Origin of the sequence: Paenibacillus sp. 8b26, assembly GCF_050626875.1 — a bacterium.
Lineage (GTDB): Bacteria > Bacillota > Bacilli > Paenibacillales > Paenibacillaceae > Paenibacillus.
Map to the genome: position 1 here is coordinate 2,251,287 of NZ_CP192445.1, position 26,214 is coordinate 2,277,500.

Consider the following 26,214-nt stretch of genomic DNA (forward strand, 5'->3'; position numbering starts at 1 on the left):
GGACTCCCACACGCCTAGCCTTGACTCAACAGCCCGTAAAATTCAAAATTAGCCGCTTCTGCCGCCAATCGTTTAGCCGTTACCTGCGTAATGTTGTCATGTGTTCCCTCGGAACCAAATAGCCAGCGTGTAATAACACCTTCGATCATGCTCATGAGCAGCGCTGCCCGTAATTCGACATCCAATCCGGCGGGTAGCATGTTCAGCTCTATCGCCCGCTCCATATTGCGTCGAAAGGCCAGTTCCATCGCGATTCTCGTCTCCCGAATGCTCTGGCGTACCGGTTCATCAACACCGCTGCCGATCAGGAGTAATCCCATCAGATAGCGGTTCTCCAATGCAAAATCAAACAGACGGACAAACAGCGCTTCGGATGCTTTAACCATATCAGCCAGCGTGCCTGCATCACGGCGGTATCCTTGTCCTATTGCTGCCAGCAGTTGTTCGCGGCCTGTAGCGATAATCTCCAGTGCCAGCGCTTCTTTACTTTTAAAATGCCAATAAAACGTGCCTTGGGCCACTCCGGCCTCGACCACGATATCTGAAATCTTCGTTTGATGATACCCTTGCTCGGCGAATCGCTTCAATGCAATGTGAAGAAGCTGTGTTCTGCGATCGGTTTCGGCTGTTTCTTCTCCCGCGTGATCAACCAATGGTCCATTCGCGGCTGTCTCGGACTGCTTCGCCTTCCTTGGCTGCATAGGTTTCCTCCTCCCGATTGATCAGTCAGTCAGTTTTTTATTTTTAATCCTATAGGATAAGTATACTTTTGTCAAACGAAAAAAAGAGAACCTCCGAAGAGGTCCTCTCTATCTTGTAAAAACGCTTCTATAGCAGTGCTTTTGCCGCAATATCCGTACGGTTTTGCTTGCCTTCAAAGGTAATACGTGCTGCCTGTTCATACGCCTTGTCCCGCGCTTCGGCAATATCACGTCCCAAGCCGACCACGCCCAACACACGTCCGCCGTTTGTGACCCACTCGCCCTGTTCATTGATGCCTGTACCGGCATGAAACACGGTGGCTTCATTCGCCTGATCCAGTCCGTGGATCGGTACCCCTTTGGCGTACGTACCGGGATAGCCACCGGAAGCCAATACCACACATACCGCCGCTTCATCTTTCCACTCAATCTCCACCTGATCCAGCGTGCCATTCACAGCAGCCAGGAAAATATCAAGCAGATCAGATTTTAGCCGTGGCAGTACAACCTGCGTTTCCGGATCACCGAAGCGTGCGTTAAACTCAATTGTCTTCGGCTTTCCGTCCGGCGAAATCATCAATCCGGCGAATAAAACACCCCGGAACGGACGACCCTCAGCCACCATCGCTTTTGCCGTCGGCTTAATGATGGTCTCAATGGCTTCCTCAATAATCGAATCGGCTATATGCGGTAATGGGGAATACGTGCCCATCCCCCCGGTATTCGGCCCTTTGTCACCATCAAAAATAGGCTTATGATCTTGCGCCGCTGCCATCGGGCGAACCGTTTCACCATCCACAAAGGAAAGAATCGACATTTCCTGTCCTGCCAGAAACTCCTCGATCACGACCTGCGCACCGGCTTCGCCGAACACCTTCGCTACCATAATGTCGGATAAAGCCTTTTCCGCTTCCTCCATAGAGTAAGCGACCGTTACCCCTTTGCCTGCTGCCAGTCCATCCGCCTTAATGACCACAGGAATCGGCTGCTCCTTCAAATAGGCATGTGCTTCCTCATAGGTATAAAACTTCCGATAGGTTGCTGTCGGAATATGGTATTTGTGCAGCAGATCCTTCATGAAGATTTTGCTGCCTTCAATTTCTGCTGCATTTTTACGCGGTCCGAATACCGGAATGCCTTTCGCTTCAAAAGCATCCACAATACCGTCTGCCAGCGGATCATCGGGGCCAACCACAACAAGTCCGACCTTTTTGGATTCCGCCAGCTCTGTCAACGCGTTAAAATCACTCACCGGAATCGGTACGCACTCCGCCAACTGCCCGATGCCAGCATTGCCCGGCGCGCAGTAGATTTGTCCGGCCTTGGGGCTTTTTTTCAGTGCCCACACAATTGCATGCTCGCGGCCGCCCCCACCGATAACCAAAATATCCATTCAGGTGATTCCTCCCGCTCCCGTTATGGTGTCAAGATTTTGCAAAATCCTCGTGTGAGAGAATGCTGCTGCATTCTCAGCTAATACAAGCTAGTGTTTGAAATGACGCACGCCTGTGAAGACCATCGCAATGCCGTGTTCGTTAGCAACCTTGATGGATTCTTCGTCCTTGATGGAGCCGCCCGGCTGAATAACTGCCGTAATGCCTGCTTGGGCTGCCAGCTCCAGCGTATCGCCCATCGGGAAAAATGCGTCAGATGCCAGCACAGCACCTTTTGCTTTGTCTCCAGCCTGCTCGATAGCGATTTTAGCCGCTCCGACACGGTTCATTTGTCCCGCACCCACGCCAATTGTCATATTGTCTGCCGCCAGTACGATCGCATTGGACTTCACATGCTTAACCACTTTCCAGCTAAACAAAAGCTGTTTCAGTTCCTCCTCGGAAGGTGCACGATCTGTCACTACAGTAAGCGCGTCCAGGTCTACAGCGTGAATGTCGTTCTGCTGAACAACCATGCCCCCTTCGATGGAAGTAACTACGAAACGGCTCTCAGCCTGTTCAGATGTGGGCAACTCGCCCAGATCGAGCAAACGGATATTTTTCTTTTTCGTCAAAATCTCCAGTGCTTCTTCCGTAAAGCCCGGTGCCTGTACAATTTCCAAAAAGATTTCGCTCAGCTTCTTCGCTGTATCGCCGTCAATAATCCGGTTAGCGGCTACGATGCCGCCAAAAATGGAAGTTGGATCAGCCGCATACGCCTTGCTGTACGCTTCATAAATGCTGCCGCCGATTCCTACGCCGCAAGGATTCATATGCTTAACAGCTACCACTGCTGGCTCGCTAAATTCTTTAACAATTTGCAGGGCCGCATTAGCATCGTTGATATTATTGTAGGACAGTTCCTTGCCGTGAAGCTGCTTCGCTGTCGTCAGTGTACCCTTCGCCGCCAACGGCTGACGGTAGAATGCTGCCTGCTGATGCGGATTCTCGCCATAGCGCAAATCCTGAATTTTTTCATAGGTTACCGTGTAACGCTCAGGCAAAGGCTCGCCTGTCACATTCGACAAATAATCAGAGATGAGCGCGTCGTATGAGGCTGTATGACGGAAAACCTTTGCTGCCAAACGCTTACGAGTGTTCAGCTCCGTATCGCCATCCTTGCGGATTTCGTCCAGCACTGTACTGTAATCATCCGCATCTACTACCACACTTACGAATGCATGGTTTTTCGCCGCAGAACGCAGCATGGTTGGACCGCCGATATCAATATTTTCAATCGCGTCCTCATAGGTTACACCGGGTTTGGCGATCGTTTCCGCAAAAGGATACAGATTCACAACGACCAGATCAATATAATCCAGTCCAAGCTCCTTCATCTGACGCTGATGCTCCTCATTATCCCGAACAGCCAGCAGGCCGCTGTGTACCGCAGGATGGAGTGTTTTAACACGTCCATCCATAATTTCAGGAAATCCTGTTACCTCTGAAATGCCGATGACAGGAATACCCTCCTTCGACAACAAGCTGCTCGTTCCCCCTGTCGAAACGATTTCCACACCCAATTTGGACAACTCGCGGCAAAATTCCACGATCCCCCGTTTATCTGATACGCTGACAAGCGCTCTTTTAATACTCACCATTTCTCCTCCTTTAGCTCTTTATCAATTTATTTCCCGAGAAATATCGGAAAATGCCTATACGGCATCCTTGATATGACAATGATGTGACAAATTACAATCATCTTTAGAGAAGTGAAATCACCTTACGGCCATCCAATTGGATTTTGCCTTGAGCCAGTCTGCCAACCACCTCTGGATATAACTGACGTTCCACGGATTGAATGGCTGCGGATAAGGATTCCGCTGTATCATGGTCGTGTACTTCTACGACACGCTGGGCAATAATTGCTCCAGTATCCATCCCCCCGTCCACAAAATGAACGGTGACCCCGCTTACCTTGACCCCATAGGCCAATGCCTGTCCCACAGCATCTTTCCCTGGAAATGTAGGAAGTAGCGACGGATGAATATTGATGATTTTTCCGGCGTAGGCATCTACCATGACACTGGATAACAAACGCATGTAGCCTGCTAACACGATGAGATCAATGGATTTCTGCTCCAGCAAAGATACCAGTTCACGCTCATAATCTTCGCGGGAAGCATATTCCTTGGGTCGAAAAGTGTGACACGCAATTCCGGCTTTCTGTGCTCTGGCTACGGCAGGAGCCGCAGGCTTGTCACAGATCAGCAGTTCCACCGTTGCCCCGCCCAGTTCTTCCCGCACAGCCGCATCCACCAATGACTGAAAATTCGTTCCTTCCCCTGATGCAAAAACAGCAACCCGGTACTCGTTCATTACACCTCGGCTCCCGTAAAGGTCACGATAGAACTGCCTTCCGTTACTTTTCCGATCACATAAGCGGCTTCGCCCTGTTCTTTCAGAACTTCCAGTGCAGTCTGTGCATGCTCTTCGCCTACAACGATAACCATACCAATCCCCATATTAAAGGTTGTGAACATGTCTTTGTTGGAGATTGCGCCTTTTTCCTGCATGAGCTGGAAGATCGGCAGAATCGGCCAAGCTCCGTATTCTATATCCACATTAACGTGATCCGGCAGCACTCTAGGGATATTCTCGATAAAACCGCCGCCCGTGATATGCGCCATGCCTTTTACCTTTACCTTGTCCAACAATGCCAAAACGGATTTCACATAGATTTTCGTAGGCTCCAGCAGTACATCGCCCAGTTTGCCGTTCAAGCCTTCGATTTCATCATGCAGACTGTATCCTTGCTGTTCCAACAACAGCTTGCGAACCAGTGAGAAACCATTACTGTGTACTCCGCTGGAGGCCAGTCCGATAACCGTATTTCCGGGGGCAATGGAACTGCCGTTAATGATCTTGCTTTTATCTACAATCCCTACCGTGAATCCGGCAATATCGTATTCACCTTCGCTGTACATCCCCGGCATTTCTGCTGTTTCACCGCCAACCAGCGCACAACCCGACTGATGGCAGCCCTCAGCGATCCCGGCAACAATGGCTTCGATTTTCTCAGGTATAACCTTGTCACAAGCGAGGTAGTCGAGAAAAAAGAGTGGCTCAGCGCCCCCGACGACAATATCGTTCACACACATCGCAACCGCATCAATACCAATGGTGTCATGACGATCCATTGCAAAAGCAAGCTTCAGCTTCGTGCCAACTCCATCCGTACCAGAAACGAGTACAGGCTCCTCGTACTTATCCTTATTCAGGCCGAACAACGCACCGAATCCGCCCAAATCCGTCAGCACTTCGGGACGGAAGGTACGTTTGACGTGCTTTTTCATCCGTTCTACTGCTTCATTACCGGCAGCGATATCTACCCCTGCGTTTTTGTATGCTTCGGACATTCATGAACACTCCTTCAAATGATTGACCCTCCTAAGTCCTCCCTAGTAGGGAGGATTCCATGGGGCTGCTCCCCCTGGACCCCTCAAGAGTCGGTCAGATGCGTAGGGTTGGGTGTTGCTTGGTGGTTGGTTCGTGCTGTGAGTCGCGTGTTGTCCTTGTGATTGGCGGGATTTTCCCGCCAACCACAAAGACACGCTTTAGAACGTGGCCGCCTTTGCGGCGGCGGGCACGTCCCAGGCTGTTTGCTTCGCAAAGGCGGGGACGTGCCGGGCAAAGAAGTGAGCCGCACCAACGGCTGGCTTACTTCTTTGCCCTTTGAGGCAGGCAGCTTCGCCCTGCCTGCTATTGAGCCTCGCTTCGCTGGCTCACGGGCGGCTTTACGGCCGCCCGTTAAAAACTCATGGCATGAAATAGTTATGCCATGAGTTTTTAACTGCCTTTCCTATCCTCTTCCCCGTGGGAACAGAAGAGGTACAGGCACTGCTGCAAAAGGATGCCGCTCTGAGGAACGCAGCGGGTGGAAGGATTCTGGAGAAGCGAAGCGTTCGCCTTTGCCGCTGGATTCTAACCCTATAAGGGTTATTCCAATCCATGAATCCAGCGGCAACAGCGATCGTAAGAACCTTCCACACGCGGAGTGGCCCCCTCAGAATCGCATCATCCCCACACCACCATGCGCCGCTGTACCTCTTTTGTTCCCCTTTTATCAACAACTACATCCGAGCTTTTCTTCGCCCTTGAAATCCACTTGAGTGGGATAATCATTATCGAAGCAGGCCAGGCACAAACCGCCTTTGTAATCCTCTTCGTTATATCCGCCTACAGCGGCGATCAAGCCCTCAGCGCTCATAAAATAGAGCGAATCGGCGTTAATCTCCTGGCGGATTTCCTCGACTGTTTTGGACGACGCGATCAGTTCCCGGCGATCCGGCGTGTCGATGCCGTAGAAGCACGGGTTTTTGAAAGGCGGCGAGGTGATGCGTACATGTACCTCTAGCGCGCCTGCATCCCGCAGCATATTCACGATGCGTCGGGACGTGGTGCCCCGCACAATGGAATCGTCGATCATGATGACCCGTTTACCTTCGACAACACGGCGTACGGCGCTCAGCTTCATTTTCACACCCTGCTCGCGCAGCTCCTGACTCGGTTGGATGAAGGTACGTCCGGTGTATTTATTTTTAATCATGCCCAATTCATAAGGAATACCTGTTTGCTCTGCATAACCAATCGCCGCAGAAATACTGGAATCCGGTACCCCGGTAACCAAATCAGCATCAACAAAAGCTTCCAACGCCATTTGGCTGCCCATTCTTTTACGTGCAGCATGAAGATTGGCTCCGTTCAAGTCACTGTCCGGACGGGCAAAATAAATATATTCCATCGCGCACAGTGCTTTACGATGCTTGCCTTCACTGTAGCGGTCTTCATGCAGCCCGTTTTTGTCCAGCACCAATAGCTCACCCGGCTCGATATCGCGCAACAGCTCTGCTCCAATCGTTTCCAAAGCACAGGATTCAGAAGCAAACAAATATGCATCACCCAATCTGCCCATCGTCAACGGACGCAAGCCGTTAGGATCGGAAGCTACCAGCAGCTTGTCGTTGGTCATAATGAGAAAAGCAAACCCACCGACAATACGCTTCAATGCATCTTTGGCGGCCTCCACCAAATCCTTGGACGACCGAGCGATCAAATGCGCTACTACTTCTGTATCGCTTGTCGTTTGAAAAATAGACCCGCCCTGCTCCAGCTCATGCCGGATTTGCAAAGCATTCACGATATTTCCGTTCGTCGCTACCGCTAGATCACCATCACGATACTTGAACACCAAAGGCTGTGCATTCGTTAGCTTACTGTCTCCACTTGTCGAGTAGCGCACATGTCCTATCGCAATGTCGCCTGTCAGCGAAGCCATCAAATCTTTATTGAACACTTCTTTTACAAGGCCCATTCCACGATGATAATGGAACTCGTTTCCACTGCTCACACAGATGCCCGCACTTTCCTCCCCACGATGTTGGAGCGCATGCAATCCGTAATATGCTAGAGAAGCAGCATCGGAGTGTCTGTACACCCCGAATACGCCGCATTCCTCTTTTAATTTATCAAACAGCCCCTCTTTACCAGAGCCTTCATTATAATAATCTCCAGTCCACAACGTCCGTGCTGTTATTTCATCAGACATGGAATGACATCCTCCCAGATTTGCTTCAAACTGGCGACTGCCTCGTTCAAAGCGGGTTGTCCGTTCACCTCAACTGTCAATTGTGATCCTTCAACTTTTCCTAATACCGTAACTGGCACTTCCAAACCACGCAGATGTGCTTCCAGCGCAGACGCTTGATCTGGCGATGCAGATAACAAAATGCGGGACTGACTTTCGCTAAACAAAGCATGGTCAGGACGCAAGGTCGTTTCTACGTTGACCTGTGCTCCCAATCCGCCGCTAATTCCAGATTCCGCAAGCGCTACAGCCAAACCGCCCTCTGCCAGATCATGCGCGGATTGTACCAAGCCTGATTGGATGGCGCTAAGCACCGCATTCAGCAGCTTTTTCTCCACGTTCAAATCCAGCTCAGGCGGTCGTCCTTCGGATACACCGTGTACGACAGCCTGAAACTCACTGCCTCCCAGTTCGGCCTTCGTTTCTCCCACCAGGAAAATCACGTCGCCTTCGGCTTTAAAACCTTGTGTCGTAATATGATCCGTATCATGCACCAGACCCACCATGCCGACAACGGGCGTCGGATAGATGGAACCTTTGGTATTTTCGTTGTATAAGCTGACGTTGCCCCCGATGACAGGTGTATCCAGTACGCGGCAAGCTTCTGCCATCCCGTCTACAGCTTTTTCCATTTGCCAGAAAATATCCGGTTTCTCAGGGTTACCGAAGTTCAGGTTGTCCGTAATCGCTAGCGGTTCGCCGCCGGAGCATACAATATTACGTGCTGCTTCGCTGACCGCAATCCGTCCGCCTACCTCTGGATCAAGGTATACATAACGTCCGTTACAATCCGTCGTCATGGCAAGTCCCTTGCGGGTTCCGTGCACGGTCACTACTGCCGCATCCGAGCCCGGACGAACGGCCGTGCTGGTGCGAACCATGTAATCATACTGCTCATATACCCATTTTTTACTAGCTACACTTGGCGAAGACAGTACCTTTTTCAACGCACCGTTCAAATCCGTCACTTCTGCATAACGCAGTGTGTCAATGGTAGCGTTCTGCTCATAATAAGCAGGAACTTCAGAAGGCTTGTCGTAAATCGGACACTCGTCCACCAGCGCCGTCACTGGCATGTCACCCACCACTTCACTGTGATGGAACAAACGCAAACGTCCGTCATCCGTCACCTTACCAACCTTGGCACAAATCACACCCCAACGCTCGAAAATTTCAAGCGCCTGTGCTTCATCCTTCGGTTCTACTACGAACAGCATGCGTTCCTGAGATTCAGACAGCATCATTTCATAAGGTGTCATACCCTCTTCACGCTGGGGTACCTGATCCAGATACAGCTCCAGACCGTTGCCAGCCTTACTCGCCATCTCCGCGCTGGAGCAGGTAAGTCCTGCCGCACCCATATCCTGAATACCCAACACAATACCGCTGTCGATCAGCTCCAGACATGATTCCATAACCAGCTTCTCCATAAATGGATCGCCTACCTGAACCGCCGTCCGATTCGCTTCGGATTCCTCGGTCAGCTCAACCGATGCGAATGTCGCTCCATGAATCCCGTCACGGCCTGTCGGCGGTCCCACATAAAACACCGGGTTACCGACCCCTTTAGCAACACCACGCTGGATTTTATCATGGTCAATCAGTCCGACACACATCGCATTGACGAGTGGATTGCCTTCGTAGCTTTCATCGAATACAACCTCGCCGCCGACCGTCGGAATACCGATACAGTTCCCGTATCCGGCAATACCGGATACCACATGCTCGAACAAATATTTCACACGGTCGCTCTCCAGCTTGCCAAAACGCAGGGAGTTCAGCACCGCCACAGGTCTTGCGCCCATCGAGAAAATATCACGGATGATGCCGCCGACCCCTGTCGCTGCCCCCTGAAAAGGTTCCACAGCCGACGGATGGTTATGACTTTCGATTTTAAATACAACTGCCTGATTATCACCGATATCTACAATCCCTGCGCCCTCACCCGGTCCCATCAGAACTCGTGGGCCACTCGTTGGAAAACGACGCAGCAACGGCTTGGAGTTTTTGTAAGCACAATGCTCTGACCACATGACACTGAATACACCTATCTCCGTATAGTTCGGCTGACGCCCCATGAATTCACAGATCAACGCATATTCGCTGTCCGACACACCCATCTGCTGATACAGTTTATGTTCGGCAACCTGCTCTGCCGTTGGTTCCTTAGCGGATACTTGCTGCGCCATGACGATCCCTCCAAGCGTTCAAAATAGATGTAAACATACGTTTGCCGTCATCCGTTCCAAGCAATGCGTCCACCGCGCGTTCCGGGTGAGGCATCATGCCCAGCACGTTTCCTTGTTCATTACAAATCCCTGCGATATCCGTCACAGAACCGTTTGGATTATCTTTATACGTAAATACGATCTGGTTATTCGCCTGCAAGCGAGCCAGCGTCTCATCATCACAGTAATAGTTGCCTTCACCGTGGGCGATCGGAATAATGATCTCTTCACCAGCAGCATAATCTCTTGTAAAAGGTGTTTGGTTATTCGCAACCTGCAACACCGTATCCCGGCATAGGAATTTCATCGACAGATTACGGCGTAAAGCCCCTGGCAGCAGCCCAGCTTCGGTCAGAATTTGAAATCCGTTGCAAATGCCCAAAATATATTTGCCCTCGGCAGCCGCTTTGGCAACTTCCTTCATCACCGGAGCAAACCGGGAAATCGCGCCGCAACGCAGGTAATCCCCGTAGGAGAAGCCTCCTGGAACAAGAATACAATCATAAGGCGACAGATCCGTCGCAGTATGCCAAACATAATCGACAGGTTCACCGACCGTGTCCTCTACCGCCTTATAGCAGTCAATATCACAGTTGGAGCCCGGAAAAACCAGAACTGCAAATTTCATGGAATCAGCCCTCCAGTTCGTAGCGGTAGTCTTCAATGACCGTGTTGGCCAACAGCTTTTCGCACATCTCAATGATGCGCTTTTCAGCACTCTCGCGGTCTGTTGTATCCAGATTCAATTCCATATACTTACCAATTCTGACGCTGTCCACTTCTCCGAAACCCATAGAATGCAGTGCGCCTTGCACCGCAACCCCTTGCGGGTCCAAAACGCTTTGCTTAATTGTGACATAGACCGTTGCTTTAATCATGTTCCTTCAGTTCCTCCTCCGAATGGATGAATCCTATTGGTTGAATTATGATTACTATTTACTGTGCCGTCAGACGCCGCCAAATATCCGTATATCTTGCAGTCGTTTCTTCTACAACCTCAGCAGGCAACGGATCGGGCTTGCTGTTCTTGTCCCAACCGGATGCTGCCAAATAGCTACGTACCGGTTCCTTGTCCATGCTGTCAATCTCGACATCCAGTTCATATTTTTCCTGTGCCCAGAAACGGGATGAATCTGGAGTGAAAATTTCGTCAATCAAAATAACTTTTCCGTTAACAAGACCAAACTCAAACTTGCAGTCCGCTAAAATAATTCCACGCTTCTCGCAGAAAGCACGCGCAAATTCGTACAATGCCAAGCTTTTTTCCTCAAGCTCATCTGTCAGTTGGGCCCCAACCAGCTCTTTCATCTGATGGAGAGAAATGTCCTCGTCGTGTCCAACATCATTTTTCGCAGCCGGTGTAAATAAAGGCTTGGGAAAACGCTCATTTTTACGTAGCCCCTTCGGCAATGGAATGCCGTTCACCTCACCGTTCTGCTCATACTGACGCCAACCACCTCCAGTAATATATCCGCGCACCACACATTCAATGTCGATACGTTCAGCCTTCAACGTGACCATGATCCGGTCTTTCAGCAATTCTTTATTCTGTTCGTCGATCACATGTCCGAGCTTGTTCACATCGGTATGCACGACATGGTTTTCCAACAAGTCCTTCGTCTGTTCAAACCAGAAAGCGCTGAGCTTATTCAGCACATTCCCCTTTTCGGGCACGGGTGGCTCCAGCACATAATCAAAGGCCGAAATCCGGTCCGTCACGACAATCAGAAAATGCTCTCCGAGATCATACAGCTCACGCACCTTGCCTTTGTAGAGCAGCGGCGCATGGATCAGACCCTCGGCAGTAGACAATGACATTTCATTACACCTCTTTCAAAAGAGTATGGCCCCTCCTAAATCGAACCTTGCCCCTCCTAAATCCTCCCCTCGGGGAGGACTCCCAGGGCTGCTGCCCTCGGGACTCCCGCAAGGGTTGGCGCAGTGAGTGGGCGGGGCTGTTTATTGTAGCTGGGGTGGTGTGAGCGCGTTCCGCTGGATTAAGGCTTGTTGACACAAGCTTTAATCCAGCAACGCTTTTATGTTGGCTCAAGGCTTCGCTCCTTGAGCCTTGCGCGTTCTTGGGAGGGCTGCAGGCAGTTTGCTACGCAAATTCGGCAGCCCTCCCAAGAACGTTGCTTCGCGACAGAAAAGCAGTGGAACACACTTTTCTATCACTCTTTGGGGTGTTGCGGCATCTTATGTGCCGCAACACCCCCTATTCCTGCTCCCACACGAGGGTTGGTGCTGGATTGCAGCGGAGCGAACGGAATCGTTCTGAAGAAGCGTCAGCGTTTGCCTTTGCCCCTGTATTCCAACCTTTACGGGTTTATTCCAATCCAGGAATCCAGGGGCAACAGCAATCGGAAGAATGATCCGTTCGCGCAGCGGCCTCCCCACGCGCCAACCATCCCTCTTACTCCCCTAATCCCAGCTTTTTAAAGATCGTATCTACGTTTTTCAGATGCCATGCCGGGTTGAAAGCATCCTCGATTTCGTCCGGGCTGAGTACGGCGGTAATTTCCGGAGTCGCCTCAACGATTTCGCGGAATTGACGTTGCTCTTCCCATGCCTGCATAGCACGCGGCTGCACGGTATCGTAGGCTTTTTCACGGCTAAAGCCCTTGTCAATCAGCTTCGTCATAATACGGCCAGAGAACGGTACACCATACGTACGCGCCATATTGCGCTTCATATTTTCAGGGAATACCGTCAGATTCTTCACGATATTGCCAAAACGGTTCAGCATGTAGTTCAACAGCATCGTTGCATCTGGCAAAATGATACGTTCCACGGAAGAATGCGAAATGTCGCGCTCATGCCACAGCGTTACGTTCTCATACGCGGATACCATATGCCCCCGAATCACACGCGCCAGACCAGAGATGTTTTCACTGCCGATTGGATTGCGTTTATGCGGCATCGCAGAGGAACCTTTTTGACCCTTCGCGAAGGCTTCTTCCACCTCACGGAATTCACTCTTTTGCAGCGCGCGAACTTCTGTTGCAAATTTGTCCAGCGATGTGGCTACCAGTGCCAATGTCGCCATGTATTCGGCATGACGATCACGTTGGAGCGTTTGTGTGGAGATTGGCGCAGGCTTGGTGCCCAGCTTGTGGCATACAAACTCTTCTACCGCTGGATCAATGTTAGCGTACGTACCGACTGCACCAGACATTTTACCGTATTCAACCTGGTCAGCCGCAAAGCGGAAACGTTCCAAATTGCGCTTCATTTCCTCGTACCACAAAGCCATTTTCAGGCCAAACGTCGTCGGTTCAGCGTGTACCCCGTGTGTACGACCCATCATCGGCGTATGCTTGTAAGTCATTGCTTTTTCCTTCAAAATTTCAATAAAATTCAAGATATCGCGCTCCAGAATTTCATTCGCCTGCTTCAACAGGTAGCCCAGTGCGGTATCTACCACATCCGTGGAGGTCAGGCCGTAATGCACCCATTTGCGCTCATCGCCAAGGCTTTCGGACACCGTGCGAGTAAAAGCAATGACATCATGTCTTGTTTCCTGTTCAATCTCATAGATCCGGTCGATATCAAAGCTTGCGTTCTTACGCAGCGCCACAGTGTCCTCTTTCGGAATGACGCCCAATTCTGCCCAAGCTTCACAGGCACACAGTTCTACTTCCAGCCATGCTTTAAATTTATTTTCTTCCGTCCAAATCGCTCTCATTTCCGGTCTGCTATAGCGTTCGATCATAACTATTTATTCCCCCAAATATTGGTTTGTTCAATCCATTCCAGCGCTTGTTCCGCATCCTGGCACAGTAGATTCATATGTCCCATCTTTCGGCCTGGTTTGGCTTCGCTTTTTCCATACAAATGCAGCTTGGGCACAACATCCAATCTTTCAGCTTCGGCATCCGGCTGAACGAACCGCTGAATCACGTCCTCCAAATGCTCACCTAGCACATTGACCATAACGACCGGAGTCAGCAGCTTCGTGCTTCCCAGCGGCAAGCCGCAAATGGCACGTATATGCTGCTCAAATTGCGACGTTGCGCATCCCTCCATCGTGTAATGACCGGAGTTGTGCGGCCTCGGTGCCAGCTCATTGACGTACAAATGTCCGTCTTCGGTAACGAACATCTCTACAGCGAGCAGACCCACCGCGCCTAACGACTCCGCCACAGCCAAAGCCAGCTTGCGTGCTTCCTCCTGCACGGATTGTGGCACGCGCGCGGGTACAATCGACGTGTGTAAAATATTGTTCACATGAATATTTTCCGCAGGCGGGAAGGCTTTGGCTTCCCCGTTCGTGCTGCGTGCTACGATTACCGAGATTTCACAGCGAAAACGAATGAACTGTTCTAACACCAGTTCCGCACCGCTACCAACCAACCCTTCGTAAGCAGCTACGGCTTCCTCGGGTTGGCGAATGACCACCTGTCCCTTACCATCATAACCGCCGACTGCTGTCTTGAGCACACATGGCACGCCCAACTCGGCTACCGCTTGAACCATATCGGCAGCGCTGCCGATTTCACGATACGGAGCGACCGGAACGCCAGCGGCTTCAATGGAGCGTTTTTCCCGTAGCCGATGCTGTGTTGTGTACAATAAACGGCTACCCTGAGGCACGCTTGATTCCTGTTCCAAAAGCGCGGCTACACCCGCATCCACATTTTCAAACTCATACGTAATCACGTCGCATCGCCCGGCCAACTCTCTGGCTGCATGCTCATCATCATAGGCAGCTAGAATCTGCTCTGACACCTGGCCGCACGGACTATCCGGTGTCGGGTCCAGTGTCACAAAACGGTAACCCATCTTTGCTCCGGCCAGTACCAGCATTCTTCCCAGCTGTCCGCCCCCCAAAAGTCCAATCGTTGTACCGGGAGGTCGAACACAGCCGACGGGTTCACATGCCTCATTCATAGCGAGTCACTGCCTTCCAGCACCTCATCACGGATACGGTCGCGTCTTGCCTCGACCCGCTGGCGCACTTTTTCATCAAAAGCACCCAATATTTGTGCTGCCAGCAGTCCTGCATTCGTAGCGCCTGCTTTACCAATTGCTACAGTAGCGACCGGAATGCCTCCCGGCATCTGCACAATGGAGAGCAAGGAGTCCAGACCATTCAGCGCCTTCGACTGGACAGGCACACCGATGACTGGTAATGTCGTCTTGGCCGCCACCATACCCGGTAAATGCGCCGCGCCGCCCGCTCCGGCAATAATGACCTTCAACCCGCGCCCGGCGGCTTCCTCAGCAAAACGGAACATCAAATCCGGTGTACGATGGGCTGAGACTACCTTTTTCTCATATCCGATTTCAAGCTCGTCCAGCACAGCACATGCATGCTGCATGGTGTCCCAGTCCGATGTGCTGCCCATAATGACAGCGACCTGCACTGACATGTCCTTCACTCCCTGTTTATCAATAAGCGCCAAAAATCCGGCACTCGAAAATAATGTTATTTTCAAGACACCGGACTACGAAAAACAAACGACAAAGCCTCTCAAGGGCATGCCAAAGGCAAGCCTGTTTCACCGCAACAAAAGCGGCTTCAGCCGTATGTCTCCCGTAGTCCGGAAATTTAAGGTTTCCAGGTAGAAACTTCCGGGCCATATCCCCGGCATTATACGAGTCATCATTTTGCCTACTCGACCTTTAAACATATTCTTTACAAGTATTATCGTGGTCTGTTTCGGCTCAAGCATGTGTACCTTATTAATTTTTACCTAAAGTTCTTTTTTTATCGACAATACACTTCATAGTTTAACAATTCCCTACACCTTATGTCAACTTGGAAACGAACATTATTAAAATCAACCAATTGAATGTTCGTGTTTTACAAAACACAAACCCTTTTCTACCCGCAAGACGGGACGGTAGCTATACATTTAGCCGACTCTTTGCCTCAGACTACCATCATAGATCGGCTCTATGCTCCACAAAAAAATAAAAGCCGGTACTTCCTGTACAGGCAGTAATCCGACTTTTATTCCTTCTATTCTGTTACTTCACGACCAGCACAGGAATACGCGCATGCTGCACCACATTATGACTGACACTGCCTAGCACAAATTCACGAATACCACCCAAACCACGGCTGCCGATCACAATCACATCGAAGCCATTTTCATTCGCATAATCCAAAATAACTTCAGCTGGCGAACCCTGAATCAGCTCCACCTTGGCGTCAATGCCCTGGTCGGCAAGCCGTTTTTTGACCTCATCCGTGGTTTGCTCCGCCAAATCGTAATATTCTTTATTCACCGAAGCTGGAATCGGAGCCAAACCTTCCCCCATGAATATACGCGGAAAATCAAATGCTGTTACAACCTCAAGCTGCGAGGACGGTGATGCCTTGGTTAATTCTGCTGCCTTCAGCAGGGCCTTGTTGGATGCCTCGGAACCATCATAAGCAAGCAATATTTTCGAAAATAACATACATATGCACCTCTTCCTATTCAGTTTGTTAGAACAAAGCCTGAAATATGTATTCCTTTGGGCGTTCGTACATTCACATTGCCAAACGCTAGCATAGCCGCCCTACTCATCATTAAACATCCCCATGAGAGCCTAAACCACGGCTTTACCGTAAAAAATATCCGTATAGCAATGCATTAACGAACAGCAACGCAGGAATACCGAGTCTGAAGCTCATATGCCGCGTTTTGTGGCGTTTGCGATACATCGCAATCAGCACGCCCAACGCTCCCCCGATCAAGGCCAGCAAAAACAGCGTCCGTTCGGGTACACGATCACGGTGCTTACGCGCCCTCTTTTTGTCTTCCGACATTACCAGATAGCCTACTGCGTTTATAAACAGCAGCCATACCAACAAGCCTGTCTGCAATGTCTCTCCTCCTTTTGCACACCACACCGAGTTCAGGCATTAGTCCTTCTATAGCCCTCTCTCCTTCATTATAACTCCACCCCTTTTGCAGAAACAACGCCTTCTCCTGACTGGAATACCGCTTTTGCGGATATAGTAACGTTGTATGACAGATATCCTTGAATTAAAGGAGGGACTACGATGGAAAGCACCCATGAATACGTGGAAAAGCTGCGGGAAAATGCGAAAAAGGCAGAACGCAATCGTAAAAGAGGAAAAGGAACTCCCAGCGCCAGCTTGCCGACCAAACAGCATACCAACAATCCTTAATTGCAGGTACCCTGCTGTATAAGGTGTAAAACCATGTTATTCACGTATAATGTCAGTTTGGATTGCAATGTATTTACTTTAGATGTTGCAAAAACCAGATACATTGCCTTCTTTTAGCTTCTGCAAAAACAACAAGCAGGCTCCCTTTGAGGTGTCTGCTTATTGTAATTTCGATGTTCACTTCCATCCTGTCTCAGTAATCTCTTCTCCCAGTCTACCCAGACAACCAACCATCGTCCAGTACAAACAGCTCAATTCCAAGTTCCTGACCAGCCGAAGCAATTTCTTTAATCCGATCCGCATTAAAATTAAAATACGTGGCTTCCCAGTTTTTAATCAGCACCGGACGAACCTGATCACGGAATCCTCCTCTTGACAGTCTTGTTCGATATAAGCGATGATAGGTGCGCGACATATCACACAATTCTTCCGAGGAACGAACCAGTACAGCTTCCGGCGTCTGGAATGACTCTCCCTACCTCATGAACCAGACAATTGCACATATCATAATCACCGTCACGAAATCCACATTACAGCTTAAAACCCGTCGAAGCGTTACATTTGAACTGCCTATATTTTCAAAACGTACAGAACGAGTGATAGCATCTAATTCATTGAATACTTTATATTGTAGAACGGCCGGAAGACCGGTCAATTTCGGTTTACCCTGTGTAATCGTATGGCTTACATAAAGTTAACTCCCCCTATCATCCTACTAATGAACTCTATACAAAATCATATAAAAAGTAATAGCTATCATCTTACTACACACCTTATACAAACAATAAAACGATTACATTTATAAAAAATAAGTTATAACGTCATATTATGTGACATATGTATTGACTAAAAACAATTTCAGCCTCTATAATTCGTGATATTAACGTAGTTCGACAAAATATTTGTCAGTTAATCTATCATTCATATCTATGGTTTTCACATTGGAGAGGAGCTTTATATGACTAACATGAAAAAAATGACAATGATTCCCCTGCTGGCCAGCTTTATTCTCGGAAGTACCTTATGGAGTGGTGGTTTTACCGCTAACGCTGCGGCAGCAGCTACCACCAGCACGACTGTACCTCCATCTGCCACTACCATCACCGATAAATCTGAGAAACCACAAACAAATAATCTACCCAACATTAAAATACTTGCTACTGGGGGAACCATCGCAGGGTCATCTGCCGTCAACACCGATACAACCGACTACAAAGCAGGCGCGTTGGGTATCGAGACTCTGATTAACGCCGTTCCTGAAATGAAAAGTATTGCAAACGTCAGCGGTGAACAGGTTGTCAACGTGGGCAGTCCTGACATTAATAATGATATCCTTTTAAAACTCGCCAAACGTACGAATGAACTGCTCGCCAGAGATGATGTAGACGGAATCGTTATTACTCATGGTACAGATACGCTGGAGGAAACCGCTTATTTCCTCAATCTGGTCGTCAATAGCGATAAGCCTGTGGTTGTCGTTGGCTCCATGCGTCCAGCTACAGCAATCAGCGCCGATGGTCCTTTTAACCTTTATAATGCTGTCAAAGTCGCCGGGGCTTCTGCCTCCAAAGGTCAAGGCGTACTCGTACTGCTAAATGACCGTATCGGTGCAGCGAGATACATTACCAAAACGAACACGACAGCAGTCGATACGTTCAAGTCTGTGGAGCAGGGATACCTGGGAGCTGTTGTGGGAGATCAAGTGTACTACTACAACAAATCTACACACAAGCATACAACTACTTCTATGTTCGATATTTCCATTCTGACCCAACTGCCTCAGGTAGATATTTTATACGAATATCAAAATAACGGGCGCTATCTGTATGATGCAGCCGTAGCGGCAGGTGCCAAAGGGATCGTCGTGGCAGGCTCCGGCAATGGTTCCTTGTCCAAGACCTCTACAGAAGGTGCTGAGGCAGCAGGTAAAAAAGGAGTCATCATCGCACGTTCCAGCCGTGTAGGGAGCGGGATCGTCTCTCCGTCAACGAAAGACGCAGCGTCCAACTTTGTTTCCACTGACTCGCTCAATCCGCAAAAAGCACGGATCTTGCTCATGCTTGCTTTGACTCAAACGCATGATGTTAAACAAATTCAGTCCTTCTTTAATGAATACTAATAAATGAGTAAATGAGGATTTGTGAAAATCCAAATAAGCATTCTCAATGAACCATAAGATATAAAAGCCAGCTCACCAAAAAAAGAGCAGCAGTAGCGGTGATATACCGTAACTGTTGCTCCTTTTTCGCAAGACAATGACAACCTACAACTTCATACGGAGCCCAATTGTCTTAGCCTTAATATAGCTTCAAGTTTAAGTTTGCCTCTCGGATGGTTAAATCCATACCATTCAATGGATAACTGATTCCATTTTGCTACAATCCTGTGCTCCTGCCACTTCGTATCAGGACTGCTGTTTAGGAATTCCATTCAGGCTTGGAGGATATTTCGCTTGCTTCTCTGGATGTGGAGCGATTTCTTCCTCCAAAATACTTGATTTATTTTGCTGGTTGTTGATTTTAAGCGGTTTATGCTTGGGCATAACTACTCACCTCCTCGGCTTACCATGCCAAGGAGCGAGAGATTTTATACCGATTTGCTGATGCTTATCTTGATATTGGATTACTTGTAGCTGCCCGTTATTTTCCCTGCTTTTGCTCCAAGGCTGCTTTTAGCAGATCACCCAGACTGGAGCCAAGAGATTCCTGCTTTTCATATTGTCTTACCAGCTTCTGCTGTTCACGTTTGTTTACCCGTTGCTTGTCCTTATCCAGTGTTTCGGTAATGCCACAAGGCAGACATCTAACATACAAACCCGCCTTGCCCTCTTTCATTTCCATTTTTTTATGGCACTGCGGACAACGACGATTCGACAAACGTTTTTCTCCCGAACGGCGATAACTGCAATCCGCACTTGGACATACGAGGAACTTACCCTGTTTGCCCTTCTTCTCCAAAAGCTTTGTACCACAATCCGGGCAATGGCTATTCGTCACGTTATGGGGCTTGTATTCAGCACTGCTATTTTTCACAGTGGAAACCAGTTCTTTCGCCATCGCACGAATCGAGTCCAAGAACGGTCCCGGTTGCCCTTGACCGCGGGCGATTCGTTCCAGCTCCGCTTCCCAACGTGCCGTCAGCTCCGGTGTTCTTAGCTGTGGAGCTGCCAGCTCAATCAGTTGCTTGCCTTTCCCCGTTGGATGCATTACATTTCCCTGACGCTCAATTGTATCCGAGCTAACCAGCTTCTCAATCAGATCTGCGCGAGTAGCAGGAGTACCCAGACCATGCTTCTCCATCTGAGCAAGTAGCGCCGCTTCCGTATACCGCTTCGGCGGCATCGTTCGTCCAGCACGCACAAGGCAACGCTCTATCCGAACAGAATCCCCTTTTTTCAGTTCAGGTAAAATAACACCACTTCCGTTGTCCTCACGTTCCTCTGCTTCGTCGTCCGTATCATAGAGATTTCCGTCATATACCGCACGCCAGCCACTATCTTTTATCGTTGTGCCTTTGACTTGAAACGTTTCCTGCTCTACTGTTACCGAAACCGCTACAGCATCATAACGAGCAGGTGGATAGAAAAGACTGATAAATCGCCGCGCAATCAGATCATACAGCTTACGTTCCTCCGGGCTTAGCTGATTAAGCAACAACGTCTGCTCTGTAGGGATGATCGCATGGTGATCTGTTACTTTGGTGTCATCCACAATTCGCTTCGAGATTGTCAAGCTCTTGCGCAGTAACGGGCGTGCCAAGGAAGCATACGGGCCTACAGCCACACTATTGAGCCGTTCCTTAAGGGTATCCACCATATCGGATGTCAGATAACGGCTATCTGTACGTGGATACGTGACCAGCTTATGCTGCTCATACAAACGCTGAAGTACATTAGACGTCTGCTTGGCCGAAAAGCCGTAGCGCTGGTTGGCATCCCTTTGCAGCTCGGTTAAATCATAAGCCAACGGGTGTGGCTCATTCTTTTCACTTTTTTTGACACTGGCAACCGTACCTTTGACGCCTTCCAATTTGCGGCGCAAAGCCTCTGCTTGAGTACGGTCAAACATGCGTGAGTCGCCATTTTCCGCACGCCAAGTTGCCTGAAAATCACCAAAGTCTGCCGTCAGTGTATCATATTCCTGAGAACGAAACTGAGTAATCTCCTTCTCACGTTCCATAATCATCCCCAGCGTCGGTGTCTGTACTCTTCCCGCCGAAAGCTGAGCGTTATAGCGACACGTCAATGCGCGGGTCACATTCAGCCCAATCATCCAGTCTGCTTCAGCCCGACAACGAGCCGATTCGTATAAACGATCAAACTGCTGCCCAGGCAACAGCTTCGCGAAGCCTTCCTTGATCGCCTTGTCCGTCTGCGATGAAATCCACAAGCGGCGAAAAGGCTTTTTCCAGTTTGCCATTTGTATAATCCAACGTGCCAACAGTTCCCCTTCACGAGCAGCATCCGTCGCCACAATAAGTTCTCCAATGTCCTGCCGCTTCATGAGCTGCTGCACAGCCTTGAACTGGTGATTGCTTTCCCGTAGCACCTTCAGCCTGGTACTCTTCGGAAGGATCGGCAGGTCCTCCAAATTCCAGGTTGCATACTTGGAATCATAATCCTCCGGCTCTGCCAGTCCAACCAAATGTCCTAACGCCCACGTCACAACATACTTAGGCCCCTCTATATAGCTTTTATGCTTCTCGCGGCTTCCCATCACACGTGCAATCTCTCTGGCTACGGATGGTTTTTCTGCTAATACTAATACCTTCATGTTACGCCCCTTTCTCTTATATTGTTAATTATACCATCCGGACTTACAAATCAGGCACGCTCCATTTTAACAGCAGACCTGCATAAGTCAGGCCCCCTCCGAACCCATATAACAATACCCGCTGTCCATACCGTAAACGCCCATCATCCAAACCGCACTGTAAAGCTAAAGGAATAGATGCCGCCGATGTATTGCCATAAAACTCTACACTTGTCAGCGTCTTTTCCAAAGGTATTGCCCCTCGTTCACATATGGATTCGATCATTCTCAGATTGGCGCTATGCGGTACAAACCAGTCAAGGTTCTCATTCTTCATTCCAGCTTGCTCCAATAACCGTTCTACTCCCGCTGGGACAGAGCGAACAGCCCATTTATAAACCTCACGTCCATTTTGAACAAGAAATCCATTAGCTTGCAGCTTTTCTCCATCTAAATAATCAGATAAACCTGCCCGATAGAGATGAACTCCCCCTTGCCCATAAGTTCCGATATCTGCGGTCAAAAAAGATCCTTCATCCTCGTCATATTCAACAAGAGCAGCCCCTGCTCCGTCTCCAAAAAGTACACAAGTCGTCCGGTCCGTGTAATCCGTAATTTTGGACAACGTTTCCGCTCCCACCACTAAAACCTTACGATGTAGACCACCCGTAATAAGGCCATTAGCTAGATGAAGTCCATAGGTGAATCCTGCACATGCTGCACTTACATCCATTGATCCCGTACCCGGAATATTAAAATGGGCCTGAATTCGTGAAGACGTACTTGGAAAGTAGTAATCAGGCGTACTAGTCGCTACAATGATCATATCAACTTCGTTTATATTTACGTCATAGAGGTTAATCATGCGTGTAACGGCTTGAATGCATAGATCAGATACATATTGGTCTTCAGCCGCAATTCGCCGTTCACGCATACCCGTTCGTTGCACTATCCACTCGTCACTAGTATCCACAAACTTCTCCAAGTCGGCATTCGTCAAAATCCGTTCAGGTACATAAGTACCCAGGGCCGTAAGCTTTGCTTTAGAATTCAACAATCTGATCACTCTCCTTTATAATCCTTGTTCTCATTATAACACCTGATACTAATACCTAGTACTAATTTATTATAAAATAATTTCAATAGTTATGAGTTAGTCTCCATTTGTACTTTTCTTAAGTAAAATATAAATGTTTTACCTTTTCAATGCAAAAAAGGACCACAATCTCAAGGAGATCATGGTCCTTCTTCCTTTTGCTTGGCGACGTCCTACTCTCCCAGGACCCTGCGGTCCAAGTACCATCGGCGCTGGAGGGCTTAACGGTCGTGTTCGGGATGGGTACGTGTGGAACCCCTCCGCTATCGCCACCAAACATGAATTTGTAAAACAAATTCTACCGTATGGGTATTCGGTTCATCACTAATCGTGTGAATGAATAGCCATGCGCTTTTCTTCAAGGTGTTACACCCTGAAAACTGGATCCGAAACTCCATTGCGTCCTATCCTTAGGATAAGCCCTCGACCGATTAGTATTGGTCAGCTCCATGCATTACTGCACTTCCACCCCCAACCTATCTACCTCGTCGTCTTCAAGGGGTCTTACTAATTGGGAAATCTCATCTTGAGGGGGGCTTCACGCTTAGATGCTTTCAGCGCTTATCCCTTCCGTACATAGCTACCCAGCGGTGCTCCTGGCGGAACAACTGGTACACCAGCGGTACGTCCATCCCGGTCCTCTCGTACTAAGGACAGCTCCTCTCAAATTTCCTACGCCCACGACAGATAGGGACCGAACTGTCTCACGACGTTCTGAACCCAGCTCGCGTACCGCTTTAATGGGCGAACAGCCCAACCCTTGGGACCTACTTCAGCCCCAGGATGCGATGAGCCGACATCGAGGTGCCAAACCTCCCCGTCGATGTGGACTCTTGGGGGAGATAAGCCTGTTATCCCCAGGGTAGCTTTTATCCGTTGAGCGATGGCCCTTCCATGCGGTACCACCGGATCACTAAGCCCGACTTTCGTCCCTGCTCGACTTGTAGGTCTCGCAGTCAAGCTCCCTTCTGCCTTTGCACTCTTCGAATGATTTCCAACCATTCTGAGGGAACCTTGGGACGCCTCCGTTACTCTTTAGGAGGCGACCGCCCCAGTCAAACTGCCCACCTGACACTGTCCTCGTACCGGATCACGGTACCAAGTTAGAACCTAGATACGATCAGGGTGGTATCCCAAGGATGCCTCCTCTCAAGCTGGCGCTCAAGTCTCTTAGGCTCCCACCTATCCTGTACAGATCGTACCCAAATTCAATATCAAGCTGCAGTAAAGCTCCATGGGGTCTTTCCGTCTTGTCGCGGGTAACCTGCATCTTCACAGGTATTAAAATTTCACCGGATCTCTCGTTGAGACAGCGCCCAAGTCGTTACGCCATTCGTGCGGGTCAGAATTTACCTGACAAGGAATTTCGCTACCTTAGGACCGTTATAGTTACGGCCGCCGTTTACTGGGGCTTCGGTTCATAGCTTCGCCCCGAAGGACTTACCACTCCCCTTAACCTTCCAGCACCGGGCAGGCGTCAGCCCGTATACTTCGCCTTGCGGCTTCGCACAGACCTGTGTTTTTGCTAAACAGTCGCTTGGGCCTTTTCACTGCGGCCCCCTCGGGCTATTCACCCTACCGAGGCACCCCTTCTCCCGAAGTTACGGGGTCATTTTGCCGAGTTCCTTAACGAGAGTTCTTCCGCGCGCCTTAGAATTCTCTTCTCGCCTACCTGTGTCGGTTTGCGGTACGGGCACCTTCTCCTGGCTAGAGGCTTTTCTTGGCAGTCTGAGATCATGACCTTCGCTACTGTAATTTTCGCTCCCCATCACAGCCCAGCCTTACGATGTGCGGATTTGCCTACACACCAGCCTCACTGCTTAGACGGACATCCATCAGTCCGCGTCACTACCCTACTGCGTCACCCCATTGCTCATAACGGATTACGGTGGTACAGGAATTTCGACCTGTTGTCCTTCGACTACGCCTATCGGCCTCGCCTTAGGTCCCGACTTACCCTGAGCGGACGAACCTTCCTCAGGAACCCTTAGGCTTTCGGCGGATCTGATTCTCACAGATCTTTTCGTTACTCATACCGGCATTCTCACTTGAATGCAGTCCAGCGCTCCTTACGGTACACCTTCAACCCGCATTCAACGCTCCCCTACCCCTGATGCAAAGCATCAAGCCATAGCTTCGGTGGCGTGTTTAGCCCCGTTACATTTTCGGCGCAGAGTCACTCGACCAGTGAGCTATTACGCACTCTTTCAATGGTGGCTGCTTCTAAGCCAACATCCTGGTTGTCTGTGCAACTCCACATCCTTTCCCACTTAACACACACTTGGGGACCTTAGCTGATGGTCTGGGCTGTTTCCCTTTCGACAATGGATCTTAGCACTCACTGTCTGACTCCCGGAACTAAGTCTATGGCATTCGGAGTTTGACTGAGCTTGGTAACCCTTGCGGGCCCCGCACCCAATCAGTGCTCTACCTCCACGACTCTTATTCCGAGGCTAGCCCTAAAGCTATTTCGGGGAGAACCAGCTATCTCCGGGTTCGATTGGAATTTCTCCGCTACCCCCACCTCATCCCCGCATTTTTCAACATGCGTGGGTTCGGGCCTCCAGTGCGTGTTACCGCACCTTCACCCTGGACAGGGGTAGATCACCCGGTTTCGGGTCTACGTCCACGTACTAAGTCGCCCTATTCAGACTCGCTTTCGCTGCGGCTTCAGCTCTTCACCTTAACCTTGCACGGGAACGTAACTCGCCGGTTCATTCTACAAAAGGCACGCCATCACCCATTAATAGGGCTCTGACTTCTTGTAAGCACACGGTTTCAGGATCTATTTCACTCCCCTTCCGGGGTGCTTTTCACCTTTCCCTCACGGTACTGCTTCACTATCGGTCGCCAGGGAGTATTTAGCCTTGGCAGATGGTCCTGCCGGATTCATACGGGGTTTCACGTGCCCCGCACTACTCGGGATCCGTCTCGGAGGGAACAAGTTTTGAATTACAGGGCTTTTACCTTCTCTGGCGGGCCTTTCCAGACCTCTTCATCTAACCGGTTCCTTTGTAACTCCATGTGAGACGTCCCACAACCCCAAGGAGCAAGCTCCTTGGTTTGGGCTAATCCGCGTTCGCTCGCCGCTACTGACGGAATCACTATTGTTTTCTCTTCCTCAGGGTACTTAGATGTTTCAGTTCCCCTGGTATGCCTCTGTTCTGCCTATGTATTCAGCAGAAAGTGACTGTCGATGAAGACAGCCGGGTTTCCCCATTCGGACATCCCCGGATCAAAGCTTGCTTACAGCTCCCCGAGGCTTTATCGTTGTTCGCCACGTCCTTCGTCG

The 26,214-nt window shown here is 49.7% G+C and carries 22 protein-coding genes, 2 rRNA genes, 1 pseudogene and 1 riboswitch (1 of these 26 cut by a window edge); of the genes and pseudogenes, 3 read left to right on the plus strand and 22 right to left on the minus strand.

Annotation, left to right across the window (positions count from 1 at the left end; translation table 11 throughout):
- Positions 1-14: 14 nt before the first annotated feature.
- The 5 genes from ACQ4MX_RS10170 to purM form a co-directional block, all read right to left on the minus strand.
- Positions 15-701, minus strand: a complete 687-nt coding sequence (locus ACQ4MX_RS10170) for a TetR/AcrR family transcriptional regulator (RefSeq protein WP_431090425.1) — start codon at positions 699-701, stop codon at positions 15-17.
- 127 nt (positions 702-828) lie between these two features.
- The gene (gene purD / locus ACQ4MX_RS10175) at positions 829-2,094 is read right to left on the minus strand and encodes a phosphoribosylamine--glycine ligase (RefSeq protein WP_431090426.1); all 1,266 of its coding nucleotides are present in this window, start codon (positions 2,092-2,094) and stop codon (positions 829-831) included.
- Positions 2,095-2,184: 90 nt separating this feature from the next.
- Positions 2,185-3,732, minus strand: coding sequence for a bifunctional phosphoribosylaminoimidazolecarboxamide formyltransferase/IMP cyclohydrolase (gene purH / locus ACQ4MX_RS10180; protein WP_431091297.1), 1,548 nt, complete (start codon positions 3,730-3,732; stop codon positions 2,185-2,187).
- 106 nt (positions 3,733-3,838) lie between these two features.
- A complete protein-coding gene (gene purN / locus ACQ4MX_RS10185) occupies positions 3,839-4,453 on the minus strand; it encodes a phosphoribosylglycinamide formyltransferase (RefSeq protein WP_431090427.1) in 615 nt (204 codons plus the stop codon).
- Positions 4,453-5,493 (minus strand): phosphoribosylformylglycinamidine cyclo-ligase, encoded by a 1,041-nt coding sequence (gene purM, locus ACQ4MX_RS10190; protein ID WP_431090428.1) that lies wholly within the window; start codon positions 5,491-5,493, stop codon positions 4,453-4,455. The genes purN and purM overlap by 1 nt, the downstream gene beginning before the upstream one ends.
- A gap of 59 nt (positions 5,494-5,552) precedes the next feature.
- Between purM and ACQ4MX_RS10195 the strand changes: the two genes are divergently transcribed.
- Positions 5,553-5,813: a hypothetical protein gene (locus ACQ4MX_RS10195; RefSeq protein ID WP_431090429.1), complete on the plus strand. Its 261-nt coding sequence runs from the start codon at positions 5,553-5,555 to the stop codon at positions 5,811-5,813.
- Positions 5,814-6,200: 387 nt separating this feature from the next.
- Here the strand turns inward: ACQ4MX_RS10195 and purF are convergent, their stop codons facing one another.
- The 10 genes from purF to ACQ4MX_RS10245 form a co-directional block, all read right to left on the minus strand.
- Positions 6,201-7,682, minus strand: coding sequence for an amidophosphoribosyltransferase (purF, locus tag ACQ4MX_RS10200; protein ID WP_431090430.1), 1,482 nt, complete (start codon positions 7,680-7,682; stop codon positions 6,201-6,203).
- The gene (gene purL, locus ACQ4MX_RS10205) at positions 7,667-9,910 is read right to left on the minus strand and encodes a phosphoribosylformylglycinamidine synthase subunit PurL (RefSeq protein WP_431090431.1); all 2,244 of its coding nucleotides are present in this window, start codon (positions 9,908-9,910) and stop codon (positions 7,667-7,669) included. Before purL ends, purF begins: the two co-directional genes overlap by 16 nt.
- Entirely contained in the window at positions 9,888-10,577 is a 690-nt protein-coding gene (gene purQ, locus ACQ4MX_RS10210; RefSeq protein WP_431090432.1) for a phosphoribosylformylglycinamidine synthase subunit PurQ, read from the minus strand. The genes purL and purQ overlap by 23 nt, the downstream gene beginning before the upstream one ends.
- A 4-nt stretch (positions 10,578-10,581) precedes the next feature.
- A complete protein-coding gene (purS, locus tag ACQ4MX_RS10215; RefSeq protein WP_431090433.1) occupies positions 10,582-10,827 on the minus strand; it encodes a phosphoribosylformylglycinamidine synthase subunit PurS in 246 nt (81 codons plus the stop codon).
- Positions 10,828-10,885: 58 nt separating this feature from the next.
- Positions 10,886-11,767 (minus strand): phosphoribosylaminoimidazolesuccinocarboxamide synthase, encoded by an 882-nt coding sequence (locus tag ACQ4MX_RS10220; RefSeq protein ID WP_431090434.1) that lies wholly within the window; start codon positions 11,765-11,767, stop codon positions 10,886-10,888.
- Positions 11,768-12,362: 595 nt separating this feature from the next.
- Positions 12,363-13,661 (minus strand): adenylosuccinate lyase, encoded by a 1,299-nt coding sequence (purB, locus tag ACQ4MX_RS10225; RefSeq protein ID WP_431090435.1) that lies wholly within the window; start codon positions 13,659-13,661, stop codon positions 12,363-12,365.
- Between the two features lie 2 nt (positions 13,662-13,663).
- Positions 13,664-14,839 carry a 5-(carboxyamino)imidazole ribonucleotide synthase gene (gene purK, locus ACQ4MX_RS10230; RefSeq protein ID WP_431090436.1) on the minus strand — a complete coding sequence of 392 codons (1,176 nt, stop codon included), beginning with the start codon at positions 14,837-14,839 and terminating at the stop codon, positions 13,664-13,666.
- Positions 14,836-15,321, minus strand: a complete 486-nt coding sequence (gene purE / locus ACQ4MX_RS10235) for a 5-(carboxyamino)imidazole ribonucleotide mutase (RefSeq protein WP_431090437.1) — start codon at positions 15,319-15,321, stop codon at positions 14,836-14,838. Before purE ends, purK begins: the two co-directional genes overlap by 4 nt.
- A gap of 147 nt (positions 15,322-15,468) precedes the next feature.
- A riboswitch (purine riboswitch) is annotated at positions 15,469-15,570 on the minus strand.
- A gap of 352 nt (positions 15,571-15,922) precedes the next feature.
- The gene (locus ACQ4MX_RS10240) at positions 15,923-16,357 is read right to left on the minus strand and encodes a universal stress protein (protein WP_044647006.1); all 435 of its coding nucleotides are present in this window, start codon (positions 16,355-16,357) and stop codon (positions 15,923-15,925) included.
- A gap of 145 nt (positions 16,358-16,502) precedes the next feature.
- Entirely contained in the window at positions 16,503-16,766 is a 264-nt protein-coding gene (locus ACQ4MX_RS10245) for a DUF1294 domain-containing protein (RefSeq protein WP_044647005.1), read from the minus strand.
- Positions 16,767-16,946: 180 nt separating this feature from the next.
- On the opposite strand from ACQ4MX_RS10245, the gene ACQ4MX_RS10250 reads away from it, so the two are divergent.
- Positions 16,947-17,075: a DUF4023 family protein gene (locus ACQ4MX_RS10250; protein ID WP_023987044.1), complete on the plus strand. Its 129-nt coding sequence runs from the start codon at positions 16,947-16,949 to the stop codon at positions 17,073-17,075.
- A 226-nt stretch (positions 17,076-17,301) separates the two neighbouring features.
- On the opposite strand, the pseudogene ACQ4MX_RS10255 reads toward ACQ4MX_RS10250, so the two are convergent.
- Both ACQ4MX_RS10255 and ACQ4MX_RS10260 read right to left on the minus strand, forming a co-directional pair.
- Positions 17,302-17,550 (minus strand): annotated as a pseudogene (locus ACQ4MX_RS10255) (alpha-galactosidase); the annotation flags it as partial.
- Positions 17,551-17,730, minus strand: a complete 180-nt coding sequence (locus ACQ4MX_RS10260; protein ID WP_431090438.1) for a glycoside hydrolase family 36 N-terminal domain-containing protein — start codon at positions 17,728-17,730, stop codon at positions 17,551-17,553.
- Between the two features lie 303 nt (positions 17,731-18,033).
- Here ACQ4MX_RS10260 and ACQ4MX_RS10265 point away from each other — a divergent pair, with 303 nt between their 5' ends.
- On the plus strand, positions 18,034-19,194 hold the full coding sequence (locus ACQ4MX_RS10265; protein WP_431090439.1) for a type II asparaginase: 1,161 nt from the start codon (positions 18,034-18,036) through the stop codon (positions 19,192-19,194).
- A gap of 285 nt (positions 19,195-19,479) precedes the next feature.
- On the opposite strand, the gene ACQ4MX_RS10270 is transcribed toward ACQ4MX_RS10265, so the two are convergent.
- The 5 genes from ACQ4MX_RS10270 to ACQ4MX_RS10290 form a co-directional block, all read right to left on the minus strand.
- Positions 19,480-19,617, minus strand: coding sequence for a hypothetical protein (locus ACQ4MX_RS10270; RefSeq protein WP_167518699.1), 138 nt, complete (start codon positions 19,615-19,617; stop codon positions 19,480-19,482).
- A gap of 97 nt (positions 19,618-19,714) precedes the next feature.
- A complete protein-coding gene (locus ACQ4MX_RS10275) occupies positions 19,715-21,847 on the minus strand; it encodes a DNA topoisomerase III (protein ID WP_431090441.1) in 2,133 nt (710 codons plus the stop codon).
- 43 nt (positions 21,848-21,890) lie between these two features.
- Positions 21,891-22,883: a ketoacyl-ACP synthase III gene (locus tag ACQ4MX_RS10280; protein WP_431090442.1), complete on the minus strand. Its 993-nt coding sequence runs from the start codon at positions 22,881-22,883 to the stop codon at positions 21,891-21,893.
- A 199-nt stretch (positions 22,884-23,082) separates the two neighbouring features.
- A 5S ribosomal RNA gene (gene rrf / locus ACQ4MX_RS10285) occupies positions 23,083-23,199 on the minus strand.
- 134 nt (positions 23,200-23,333) lie between these two features.
- Positions 23,334-26,214, minus strand: a 23S ribosomal RNA gene (locus ACQ4MX_RS10290) (it continues 46 nt past the right edge of the window).

Bases quoted from the DNA above. Each gene is read 5' to 3' on its own strand.
- ACQ4MX_RS10170 (WP_431090425.1), bottom strand. From the start codon at position 701: ATGCAGCCAAGGAAGGCGAAGCAGTCCGAGACAGCCGCGAATGGACCA.
- purD (WP_431090426.1), bottom strand. From the start codon at position 2,094: ATGGATATTTTGGTTATCGGTGGGGGCGGCCGCGAGCATGCAATTGTG.
- purN (WP_431090427.1), bottom strand. From the start codon at position 4,453: ATGAACGAGTACCGGGTTGCTGTTTTTGCATCAGGGGAAGGAACGAAT.
- purM (WP_431090428.1), bottom strand. From the start codon at position 5,493: ATGTCCGAAGCATACAAAAACGCAGGGGTAGATATCGCTGCCGGTAAT.
- ACQ4MX_RS10195 (WP_431090429.1), top strand. From the start codon at position 5,553: ATGGGGCTGCTCCCCCTGGACCCCTCAAGAGTCGGTCAGATGCGTAGG.
- purF (WP_431090430.1), bottom strand. From the start codon at position 7,682: ATGTCTGATGAAATAACAGCACGGACGTTGTGGACTGGAGATTATTAT.
- purL (WP_431090431.1), bottom strand. From the start codon at position 9,910: ATGGCGCAGCAAGTATCCGCTAAGGAACCAACGGCAGAGCAGGTTGCC.
- purQ (WP_431090432.1), bottom strand. From the start codon at position 10,577: ATGAAATTTGCAGTTCTGGTTTTTCCGGGCTCCAACTGTGATATTGAC.
- purS (WP_431090433.1), bottom strand. From the start codon at position 10,827: ATGATTAAAGCAACGGTCTATGTCACAATTAAGCAAAGCGTTTTGGAC.
- ACQ4MX_RS10220 (WP_431090434.1), bottom strand. From the start codon at position 11,767: ATGTCATTGTCTACTGCCGAGGGTCTGATCCATGCGCCGCTGCTCTAC.
- purB (WP_431090435.1), bottom strand. From the start codon at position 13,661: ATGATCGAACGCTATAGCAGACCGGAAATGAGAGCGATTTGGACGGAA.
- purK (WP_431090436.1), bottom strand. From the start codon at position 14,839: ATGAATGAGGCATGTGAACCCGTCGGCTGTGTTCGACCTCCCGGTACA.
- purE (WP_431090437.1), bottom strand. From the start codon at position 15,321: ATGTCAGTGCAGGTCGCTGTCATTATGGGCAGCACATCGGACTGGGAC.
- ACQ4MX_RS10240 (WP_044647006.1), bottom strand. From the start codon at position 16,357: ATGTTATTTTCGAAAATATTGCTTGCTTATGATGGTTCCGAGGCATCC.
- ACQ4MX_RS10250 (WP_023987044.1), top strand. From the start codon at position 16,947: ATGGAAAGCACCCATGAATACGTGGAAAAGCTGCGGGAAAATGCGAAA.
- ACQ4MX_RS10265 (WP_431090439.1), top strand. From the start codon at position 18,034: ATGACTAACATGAAAAAAATGACAATGATTCCCCTGCTGGCCAGCTTT.
- ACQ4MX_RS10270 (WP_167518699.1), bottom strand. From the start codon at position 19,617: ATGCCCAAGCATAAACCGCTTAAAATCAACAACCAGCAAAATAAATCA.
- ACQ4MX_RS10275 (WP_431090441.1), bottom strand. From the start codon at position 21,847: ATGAAGGTATTAGTATTAGCAGAAAAACCATCCGTAGCCAGAGAGATT.